The 10,058-nt window shown below is 73.8% G+C and carries 7 protein-coding genes, 1 pseudogene and 1 riboswitch; of the genes and pseudogenes, 6 read left to right on the top strand and 2 right to left on the bottom strand.

The window, feature by feature from the left end; all coding sequences use genetic code 11:
• Window positions 1-361: 361 nt before the first annotated feature.
• The gene (locus HJC40_RS35435; RefSeq protein WP_250007807.1) at window positions 362-2,683 is read right to left on the bottom strand and encodes a primosomal protein N'; all 2,322 of its coding nucleotides are present in this window, start codon (window positions 2,681-2,683) and stop codon (window positions 362-364) included.
• Window positions 2,684-2,838: 155 nt separating this feature from the next.
• On the opposite strand from HJC40_RS35435, the gene def reads away from it, so the two are divergent.
• From def to HJC40_RS35420, 3 genes are read left to right on the top strand one after another with little or no spacing between them, the layout of a single operon-like run.
• Complete coding sequence (gene def, locus HJC40_RS35430) at window positions 2,839-3,396, top strand: peptide deformylase (protein ID WP_250007806.1); 558 nt, start codon at window positions 2,839-2,841, stop codon at window positions 3,394-3,396.
• A 5-nt stretch (window positions 3,397-3,401) separates the two neighbouring features.
• Window positions 3,402-4,328, top strand: coding sequence for a methionyl-tRNA formyltransferase (gene fmt / locus HJC40_RS35425; RefSeq protein ID WP_250007817.1), 927 nt, complete (start codon window positions 3,402-3,404; stop codon window positions 4,326-4,328).
• Complete coding sequence (locus tag HJC40_RS35420) at window positions 4,325-5,797, top strand: transcription antitermination factor NusB (protein ID WP_250007805.1); 1,473 nt, start codon at window positions 4,325-4,327, stop codon at window positions 5,795-5,797. The genes fmt and HJC40_RS35420 overlap by 4 nt, the downstream gene beginning before the upstream one ends.
• Before the next feature lie 11 nt (window positions 5,798-5,808).
• Here HJC40_RS35420 and HJC40_RS35415 read toward each other — a convergent pair whose 3' ends face one another.
• On the bottom strand, window positions 5,809-6,672 hold the full coding sequence (locus tag HJC40_RS35415; protein WP_250007804.1) for a septum formation family protein: 864 nt from the start codon (window positions 6,670-6,672) through the stop codon (window positions 5,809-5,811).
• A 136-nt stretch (window positions 6,673-6,808) separates the two neighbouring features.
• On the opposite strand from HJC40_RS35415, the gene rpe reads away from it, so the two are divergent.
• The 3 genes and pseudogenes from rpe to ribD all read left to right on the top strand — a co-directional run.
• Entirely contained in the window at window positions 6,809-7,477 is a 669-nt protein-coding gene (gene rpe, locus HJC40_RS35410; RefSeq protein ID WP_250007802.1) for a ribulose-phosphate 3-epimerase, read from the top strand.
• Entirely contained in the window at window positions 7,474-8,481 is a 1,008-nt protein-coding gene (locus tag HJC40_RS35405; protein WP_250007801.1) for a response regulator, read from the top strand. The genes rpe and HJC40_RS35405 overlap by 4 nt, the downstream gene beginning before the upstream one ends.
• Before the next feature lie 108 nt (window positions 8,482-8,589).
• A riboswitch (FMN riboswitch) is annotated at window positions 8,590-8,771 on the top strand.
• A gap of 126 nt (window positions 8,772-8,897) precedes the next feature.
• Window positions 8,898-9,944, top strand: a pseudogene (gene ribD / locus HJC40_RS35400) (bifunctional diaminohydroxyphosphoribosylaminopyrimidine deaminase/5-amino-6-(5-phosphoribosylamino)uracil reductase RibD); the annotation flags it as partial.
• Between the last annotated feature and the right edge of the window lie 114 nt (window positions 9,945-10,058).

Raw genomic sequence — 10,058 nt, 5'->3', positions numbered from 1 at the left:
GGCTGCGCGTCCGCCTGCCTGGCTGCGCGTCCGCCTGCCTGGCTGCGCGTCCGCCTGCCTGGCTGCGCGTCCGCCTGCCTGGCTGCGCGTCCGCCTGCCTGGCTGCGCGTCCGCCTGCCTGGCTGCGCGTCCGCCTGCCTGGCTGCGCGCCCGCCTGCCTGGCTGCGCGCCCGCCTGCCATCGCGCCCGCCTTGCCTGCGCATCCGCCAGCCCACCCAGCCCACTGCCGGCCTGCCCGGTCAGCCGTCCGCCGGGCTTGGCGGCGTCGGCCCATCTGAATCGGCGTGGCTGCGTCTGTGAAGTGGCCGGCTGGCTTCCTGGACGGGCTCGGCTGTCGTCTTGAGGGCTGCGGCGGGCGTTTTCAGAAGAGGGCCGAGGGGTCGATTTCCAGGCGTACCGGGAGGGTCGTCTTTTTGGCGCTGCGCACCGCGGCCGCCTGGTGGAGGGCGTGGGCCAGGGCCGCGGCCTGGGAGCGGGGGACTCGCAGGAGCATGCGTTCCTGGTCGTCGTCGGCGGGGACCGGGCCCAGCAGTTCGGTGTCGTCGGGTAGGCGGGCGACGTGGAGGAAGTCGGCCACCGCCTCGGCGCGGCCGGTCACGCTGGCCATGCGGGAGGCGGGTGGGAAGGCGAGCTCTCGGCGTTCGGTCAGCTCGCGCAGGGCGAACCACGCCGGGTCCCAGCGGATCAGGGCCTGGACGGGGGCCAGTGAGCCGTCGGCGACCACGACGACCTTCCCGCCCCGGCGGGACGGCCGGGCCAGCGCGGCCGCGTTGAGCCAGCGGCGCATCGTCTCCTCGGCCGCGCGCAGGTCGGAACGGGTCAGCAGCGCCCACGTGTCTAGTAGCAGGACCGCGCCGTAGCCTTCGGCCGCCACCGGCTCGGCGCCGGGGGTGGCGACGACCACGGCTGCATCGCCGGGGACCGTGTCGAGGATCTCGTCCTTGCCCGAGGTGCGGATCGGGAAGCCGGGGAAGGCCCGGCCCAGCTCCTCGGCCGTGCGGCGGGCGCCGGTGATCGAGGCGCGCAGCCGCCGGCCGCCGCAGGCTGGACACGCATACGCGGCGGCGGCCCGGCCGCACCAGTGGCAGGCGGGGACGTCCCGGGCGCCGTGCAGGCCGAGCGGGCCGGCGCACTGCGGGCAGCGCGCCGGCGTGCGGCACTCGGCGCAGGCGATCGACGGCAGGTAGCCGCGCCGGGGGACCTGCACGAGGACGGGGGCGCCCGACTGCAGGGCCTGGCGGGCGGCCTGCCAGGCCAGGCTGGGCAGGCGTGCGGTGGCGGCGCCGGGGTCGCGGGCCAGCTGCGGGTCGTCGCCGGTGGGTGCGATCGCCGGGGCGCGCTCGCGGAGCACGTCCCGGGCGGCGCCGATCTCGCGGGCCCAGCCGGTCTCGAGCAGCAACTGCCCCTCGCCGGTGCGGGCGAAGCCGGCCACCAGGGCGGCGCAGCCGGCCATCTGGGAGCGGGTCAGCAGCACCTCGCGGGCGTGCGGATAGGGCGCGCGGGGCTCGGCGTGCAGATCGTCGCCGTCGTCCCAGATCACGACCAGGCCCACTTTGGCGACCGGCGCCCACATGGCGGCCCGGGTGCCCACCACCACCGGCACCTGGTGGCGGCTGGCGGCCAGGAAGCGGCGGTAGCGCTCGGCCGGACCGAGGGCGGCGTTGAGCGCGACGTGACGTCCCGGCCCGAGCACCGCGGCGAGCGCCCGGTCGACCCGGTCGAGGTCGCGGGCGTCGGCCACCACGATGACCACGCCGCGCCCGCCACGGACGGTGGCCTCGGCGGCCTCGGCGATCCGCCTCGCCCAGTCTTCGCCGGGAAGCGCGCCCCACACGGCCCGCGCGTTGCGCCCGTCGGTCAGCGCCCGGAGAAAAGCCGGCCCGGCGACATACTGACTCCACCCGCCGGGATCGGCCGGCTGCGTGCCGCCGGCGACCAGGGCGTGCTGGTCCACGGCCGTCGACGAGGCCGTCGTGCCTTCAGCGCCCGAGACGCCGTCGGCGGAGGCAGCGAGGTCAGGCGCGCCCTCTACCAAAGCACCCTCTACCAAAGCACTCTCTAGTGAAGGACCGTCTACCGAAGCGTCGTCAACCGGGCTGTCGTCAACCGAAAAGTCGCCAACCGGGGCGTCGCCTGCTGAAGCGTCATCGGCCGGAGCCTCGCTCAGGGGAGCGTCATCGGCCTGGGCCTCGCTCGGGGGAGCGTCAGCGGCCTGGGCCTCGCTCGGGGGAGCGTCAGCGGCCTGGGCCTCGCTCGGGGGAGCGTCGGCGGCGGGGTCGCTCGGGGTGGGCGCGGGGGACTGGGCCTCGACCCGGGCGTGGCGGGGCGGGACGGCCAGGCGGAGGACGTCGCTGAGGTTGCCGGCGTAGCGGTCGGCCACGGCCCGGGCCAGCTGCGCGATCTCGGGGTCGAGGATCTGCTCGGGCGACACCACCCGGTCGAGATAGGCCAGCTTTCCGCCGTGCGGCGAGGACTCGGCCCGTTCGAGCAGGAAGCCGCTCACCAGCTGACCGGCGAAGCGAACCTTGACCCGGACGCCGGGCTGGGCGATCTCGTCGTCATCCGCCGGCACCAGGTAGTCGAACGGGCGATCCAGGTGGGGCAGGGGCACGTCGACGGACACCCGAGCCACGGGCAGCCGCTCGGCCGGCACCCGCTCGCGTCGTACATCCTTGGTCGCCATCGCAGAACATTCTGCCCGGCACCCCCGACAATTCCGGGGGCCGTCCCCGGTCCGTCCTTCCCGGTGACGCGCGGCACCCCCACGCCGCCCGAAAGCGTCAGAAGCACTCCGTAGACTAGTCGGGTGCCGAGCCGAGATGTCAGGAGTCTGCCCGCGTGACCGCCCAGTCCATCCGTCTGTTCGGTGATCCGGTCCTCCGGACGCCGGCCGATCTCGTCGTCGACTTCGACAAGGAACTCCGCACCCTGGTCAAGGATCTGACCGACAGCATGCTGGAGGAGGGCGGCGCCGGGCTGGCCGCCCCGCAGATCGGCGTCGGCCTGCGCGTGTTCGCGTTCGACGTGGACGACGTGGTCGGTCACATCGTCAACCCGGTGCTGTCCTTCCCGGACGACGAGGAGCAGGACGGACCCGAGGGCTGCCTGTCGATCCCGGGCATCTACGTCGACACCAAACGCCGTCAGAACGTCGTGGCCGCCGGCTACAACGAGCACGGCGACCCGATCCGGATCGTCGGCACCGGGCTGATGGCCCGTTGTGTCCAGCACGAGACCGACCACCTCGACGGCGTGTTGTTCCTCGACCGGCTCGACGCCGCCGCCCGTAAGGACGCGATGAAGCAGATCCGCTCCGCCGACTGGTACGACGCGGCCAAGCCGCCCACGGTCAAGGAGAGCCCGCACGGCCGCGGCCTCTTCGGGCTGGGGCGGTGAGCGGGTTGCGCCTGGTCTTCGCGGGCACCCCGGCCGTCGCCGTGCCCAGCCTCGACGCGATCGCCGCCTCGGGGCACGAGCTGCTGGCCGTGGTCACCCGCCCCGACGCCCCGGCCGGGCGCGGACGCCGCCTGGTGCGGTCGCCCGCCGCCGCGTGGGCCGACGAGCGCGGCATCGAGGTGCTGACCCCCGAGCGGCCGCGCGAGCCGGAGTTCCAGGAGCGGCTGCGGGCGCTGGCGCCCGACTGTGTGCCCGTGGTGGCGTACGGCGCTCTCGTGCCGCCGAGCGCGCTCGAGATCCCCAAGCACGGCTGGGTCAACCTGCACTTCTCCCTGTTGCCCGCATGGCGGGGCGCCGCCCCGGTGCAGCACGCGGTGCTGCACGGCGACGAGGTGACCGGTGCCAGCGTCTTCGAGCTGGAGGCCGGCCTCGACACCGGCCCGGTCTACGGCACCCTGACCGAGGACATCCGGCCCACCGACACGTCCGGCGACCTGCTCGAACGGCTCGCCACCGAGGGCGCCGGGCTGCTTGTCGCGGTGCTCGACGCGATCGAGGCCGGCACCGCCCGGGCCCACCCGCAGCCGGCCGACGGCATCACCCTGGCGCCGAAACTGACGGTCGACGACGCGCGCGTCCGTTGGGACGACCCGGCCTTCGCGGTCGACCGGCGCATCCGGGCCTGCACCCCGGCGCCGGGGGCCTGGACGACGCTGCGCGACGACCGGCTCAAGCTCGGTCCCGTGCGCCCGGTGGCCAACGGTCCCGACCTGGCGCCCGGTGACCTGCTCGTCGAGCGGTCCCAGGTGCTCGTCGGCACGGCCACCACGCCGGTCGTGCTCGGCGAGGTCCGGGCCGCGGGCAAGAAACCGATGGCAGCGACCGACTGGGCTCGTGGCCTGCGCATCCAGCCGGGGGAGAAGCTTCAGTGACCGACCACAAGGCAGATCGGCCGCACGGTTCCGGGCGGCCGCGACGGCCCGGCGGGCCGGGTTACGAGCGCGACGGGCGTACGGGCCGGGGCCCCCGCGCCGGGCGGCCGCCGTCGGACCCGGCGCGTCAGGCCGCCTACGAGGCCGTCGCGGCCGTGCACCGCGACGACGCGTACGCCAACCTGGTGTTGTCCGAGATCCTGCGGGACATGGGGCTGGCCGGCCGGGACGCCGCGTTCGCGACCGAGCTCACCTACGGCACGCTGCGCACGATGGGCACGCTCGACCTGATCGTGGCCGACGCGGCGGGGCGCGACGTGGCCCGCATCGACCCGCCGGCCCGCGACGCGCTGCGGCTGGGCACCTACCAGCTGCTGCACACCCGGGTGCCCGCGTTCGCCGCGGTCAGCCAGACCGTCGACCTGGTGCGGTCGGTCGCTCCGGGCGCGGCCGGCTTCGCCAACGCGGTGCTGCGCACGATCGCCGAGACGCCGCTGGACAAGTGGCTCGAGAGGCTCGCCCCGGCCTACGACGAGAACCCGGTGGGCAACCTGGCCGTGCACCACAACCACCCGGAGTGGGTGATCCGGGCGTTCGCCGAGTCGCTCGGCGGTGACCTGGCCGAGACGACGCGGCTGCTGATCGAGGACAACCAGCCGCCGGTGGTGCACCTGTGCGCCCGGCCGGGCCGGGCCGACGCGGTCGAGCTGGCCGATGAGGTCGGCGGGGTGCCGGGCGCGTTCTCGCCGTACGCGGTCTATCTGAACGGGGGCTCCCCGCGCGAGCTGTCGGCGATCCACGAGGGTCGCGCGCACGTGCAGGACGAGGGCTCCCAGCTGGTCGCTTCGGCGCTGCTGGCCGCGCCGATGGAGGGGCAGGACACCCGCTGGCTCGACCTCTGCGCCGGCCCGGGCGGCAAGACGGGCCTGCTCGGGGCCATCGCCACCGCGCGCGGCGCCGAGGTGACCGCCGTCGAGGTCGCCGAGCATCGCGCGCGCCTGGTCGAGCAGGCCACCGCGGGCATGCCGGTGAAGGTGCTGGCGGTGGACGGCCGGTCCGTCGGCCGCGATCCCGGCCTGCCCGAGGCGGGCTTCGACCGGGTGCTGGTCGACGCGCCGTGCACCGGCCTGGGCTCGCTGCGGCGCCGGCCCGAGTCGCGCTGGCGCCGTCAGCCGGCCGACCTGCCGCCGCTGACCAAGTTGCAGCGCGAGTTGCTGGTCGCGGCGTTGCGGGCGGTCCGGCCGGGTGGCGTGGTGGCCTATGTGACGTGCTCGCCGCACATGGTGGAGACCCAGGTGACGGTGACCGAGGGCTCGCGCCGCAGCGGGGTGGAGGTCGACTTCGTCGACGCCCGTCCTCTGCTGCCCGCGGGCATGCCGGGTATCGGCGCGGGTCCGACGGTGCAGCTCTGGCCGCACCGGCACGGCACCGACGCGATGTTCCTGGCGGTGCTGCGCCGCACCAGCTGAGGGGGCACGCCTCAGCGGTAGACGTAGTGGATCTTCAGTTTGCGGGTGCCGGCCTTCTTGTAGGAGCCGGTCATCGGCTCGCCGTTGAGCCACAGGAAGCAGCGGATCGCGTGGTCGCCCAGCTGCCACGAGGCGTCGTCGGGCGGGAAGCCGAGCCAGCCCACCCGGTGGCGCACGCTGCTGTCGGCCGGGAGCCCGGCGAACGTGGCGATGACCTTGTGGCAGCCCTTCTCGAGCTCGGCCGGGGTCAGGCCGGCCGCCGACGCGCGCTTGCTGACGAAGATGCCGGCGAACTCCGCGGTGTGCCTGGTGGCGCAGGCCACCGGGCGCATCTCGGTGACCCGTTCGCCCGCGATCTTGGGGTTGGCGCAGGACATCCGCACCTTGCCGGTGCCCTTGAGCGAGCCCTTCAAGGAGCTGGTACGCCGGACGAGCTCACCGTCGACCGGGGACGCCTCGGCCAGGTCGCAGCGATACCAGCGGGCGCCGCCCCGCCAGGCCTCCGGGCTGGGCAGCACGGGCTGCAGGACCAGCCAGCCGGTGCGCCAGTCGCCACCCAGGAACGGCGTGACGCGCTCGGAGCACTCGCGGAAAGCCCGGCCCGCGCGGGCCGCGGCCGGCAGGTCGGGCAGGTCGGCGATCACCGCGGTCTCGGCCAGGTGCGGGCCACCGCAGGCGACAGGCGCGTACTCCTCCAGCGTGCCCCGCTCGACGAGGTTGGGGTGACACTGCGCCGCGGCCGGGCGGAACTGCCGCGCCGCGGGCGGCCCGGACCAGCCGTTCGTGAGGTCGCCGTCGACGCCGCCGGGCAGGTCGGAACAGCCGCTCAGGGCCAGCACGAGGGCGCCGGCCAGGGCGGCCGCCCATCGTCGCATGTCGTTCCCCCGCCCCTGTCCGGCCAAGGCGGGTCACTCTATCGGCTGATGCCCGCCCGGGAGGATCCCGGACCACTCGGACCGGTTATCCACAGGCGGGAAGAGAGCGGGCCGCCGAGGTCTTAGACTTCAGGCCGTGGAGCCATCGCCGATCATCGCCCCCAGCATCCTGGCCGCCGATTTCGCCCGTCTCGCCGACGCGGTGCATGCGATCGAGGGCGCCGCCGACTGGGTGCACGTCGATGTCATGGACAACCACTTCGTCCCCAATCTGACCATCGGCCTGCCGGTGGTGCAGAGTCTGCGCAAGGCGACGAGTCTCCCGTTCGACGTGCACCTGATGATCACCGATCCCGAGCGCTGGGCGCCGGGCTACGCCGAGGCCGGCGCCTACAACGTCACGTTCCACGCCGAGGCCACCGACGACCCGGTGGCGCTGGCCAAGACGTTGCGGGCCGCCGGGGCCAAGGCCGGGCTGGCCATCGACCGGGACACGCCGGTCGAGCCCTACCTCGACCTGCTGCCCCATGTGGACACTGTGCTGATCATGACCATCAAGGCGGGTTTCGGCGGGCAGAAATTCCTGCCCGAGATGCTCGGCAAGGTGCGCGAGGTGCGCCGCCGCATCCATTCTGACAATCTCGAGGTACGTCTCGAGGTCGACGGCGGCATCGCGGCCGACACGATCGAGCAGGCCGCCGAGGCCGGGGCCGACGCGTTCGTGGCGGGCACGGCGGTCTACGGAGCGCAGGACCCGGCCGAGGCCATCGGCAAGCTGCGCGCCCTCGTGGGAGGAGTCGGATGAGCACAGGGATCGCTGATCCCCAGCACGACGAGCTCGGTCCCGAGCCCGAGGACCGGCCCGACCTGATCCTGGTGGTCGACGACGACCAGGACATCGCCAGCTTCGTGGAGTTCAACCTCAAGGTGCACGGCTTCGACGTGATCCGGGCCCGCGACGGGCAGGACGCGCTCGAGCTGATGGAGGACCAGCGGCCCGACCTCGCGGTGGTCGACTGGATGATGCCGCGCATGGACGGGGTCGAGCTGACCCGGCGACTGCGGGCCGAGCCGCTCACGTCGGCCCTGCCGGTGATCATGCTGACGGCCAAGAGCATGACCGTCGACAAGGTGGTGGGCCTGACCGCCGGCGTCGACGACTACCTGGTCAAGCCGTTCGACACGGCCGAGCTGATCGCGCGCGTGTCCTCGACGCTGCGGCGCAACAAGGAGTTCCGCGAGACCTCGCCGCTGACCGGCCTGCCCGGCAACGCGCGGGTGCGGCGCGAGATCTCCGACCGGATGAAGGCCGGCGGTGAGTACGCCGTGGGTTACATCGACATCGACCGGTTCAAGAGCGTCAACGACGTGTACGGCTTCGACCGCGGCGACGAATTCATCACGGCGCTGGCCCGCAGCCTGCACCGCGCGGTCAGCACGGTGGGCCCGCCCTCGATCTTCCTGGGCCACATCGGCGGCGACGACTTCGTCTTCATCTGCACGCCCGATCAGGTGCTGCCGCTGACCAAGCGCATGGTCACCGACTTCGAGCAGTCGGCCGACCAGCTCTACGACGCGCACGACGCCGAGCGGGGCTACATCGAGGTGCCCGATCGCCGCGGCAACAAGAACCGCGCCGCCCTGGTGACCCTCTCCATCGGCGTGGCGCAGGCGACCGTCGAGGGCCGCCGCTTCGCCGACCCGCGCGTGGTCATCGGGGTGGCCTCGGAGATGAAAAAGGTCGCCAAATCGCAGCCAGGGTCGTATGTGGCGATCGACCGCCGACGGGCCGACGGGGCCGAAGCCTGAGGTCAGCCCGGCGTGGGCAGTTGTGCGTTCAAGTTAAGCAGCTGTGACATGGCTCGCCCGGGTGGTGGCAAAAACCGTCCGGCGTGCAAAACTCGGGGGTGACCCACCACGCGCTGGCGGGACTCGGTGAAATTCCGAACCGGCGGTGATCCGATCGCTTTCTGATCGGTAAGCCCGCGACCCGGACGTCGTCGACCGATGACGGACGGTGGACCTGGTGAGACTCCAGGGCCGACGGTTGACCAGGCTTTCCAGGCCCGGTCAGACAGTCCGGATGGGAGACAGCGCGTCGGCATCGGAACGAGGGCTGCCCAGCCCCCGGCCGGGGTACGCGCAGCGTACCCTCGTGCCCGATTCCCGGCGTTTCTGACTCTTCCTTCCCGCGCGTGACAGCACCGCGCGAGAGGACGAGACCGATGGTGACCGAGGACGAGGCGATGCGCCGCGCGATCGCGCTGGCCACCCGCGGACTCGGCACGACCAGCCCCAACCCGGTGGTCGGCTGCCTCCTGCTCGACCCCGACGGCGAGGTGGTCGGCGAGGGCTTCCACGCGTACGCCGGCGGCCCGCACGCCGAGATCGTGGCGCTGGCCCAGGCCGGTGAGCGCGCCCGCGGTGGCACCGCCGTCGTCACCCTCGAACCCTGCAACCACACGGGACGCACCGGTCCCTGCAGCCAGGCCCTGATCAACGCGGGCGTGCGGCGCGTCGTGATCGCGGTCGACGACCCCACCCCGGTCGCGGCCGGCGGCGCGGTCACCCTGCGCGCGTCCGGGGTGCAGGTCGAGACCGGCATGCGCCGCCGGGAGGCGACCGAGGGCAACGTGGCCTGGCTGACCGCCGTGCGCCGCGGCCGGCCGTATCTGACCTGGAAGTTCGCGGCCACGCTGGACGGGCGCTCGGCCGCGGCCGACGGCACCAGCCAGTGGATCACCTCGTCGCCGGCGCGCTCCGACGTGCACGTGCTGCGCGGCACGGTCGACGCGATCGTCGCCGGCGTGGGCACGGTCATCGCCGACGACCCGCAGCTCACCGTCCGCGACCTGCGTGACGGCAGCCTGGCCATCAAACAGCCGCTCCGCGTCGTCGTCGATTCCGAGGGACGAACGCCCGAGAAGGCCCGCGTCCGCGACGCCGCCGCACCGACCTGGATCGCCACCACCCACGAGATCGGCGCCGGCCCGGACGGCCGCGTCGACCTGACCGCGCTGCTCGGCGCCCTGTTCGGCCGGGGCGTGCGGTCGGTGCTGCTCGAGGGCGGCCCCACCCTGGCCGGCGCCTTCCTGGCCGGTGGCCTGGTCGACCAGGTGATCGGCTACGTGGCGCCCAAGCTGCTCGGCGCGGGCCGGCCCGCGCTCGTCGACGCCGGCATCGGCACCATCGCCGACGCCATCGAGCTGGATCTCAAGGACATCACGCAGATCGGCCCCGACCTGCGCTTCACCGCCGCGATCCGGACGAAGCCGGCCGACCACCCGGGCGCCGACCACCGGGGCGCCGACCGCCCCGGCGCCGACCGCTCCGATTCTGACCGCTCCGATTCTGACCGACCCGCCCGCCACCGTTGAGACCCGCCC

Source organism: Actinoplanes sp. M2I2 (genome assembly GCF_023544445.1).
GTDB lineage: Bacteria > Actinomycetota > Actinomycetes > Mycobacteriales > Micromonosporaceae > Actinoplanes.
The sequence above is the reverse complement of the archived record's forward strand: the minus strand, read 5'-3'. Positions and strand labels throughout refer to the sequence as shown.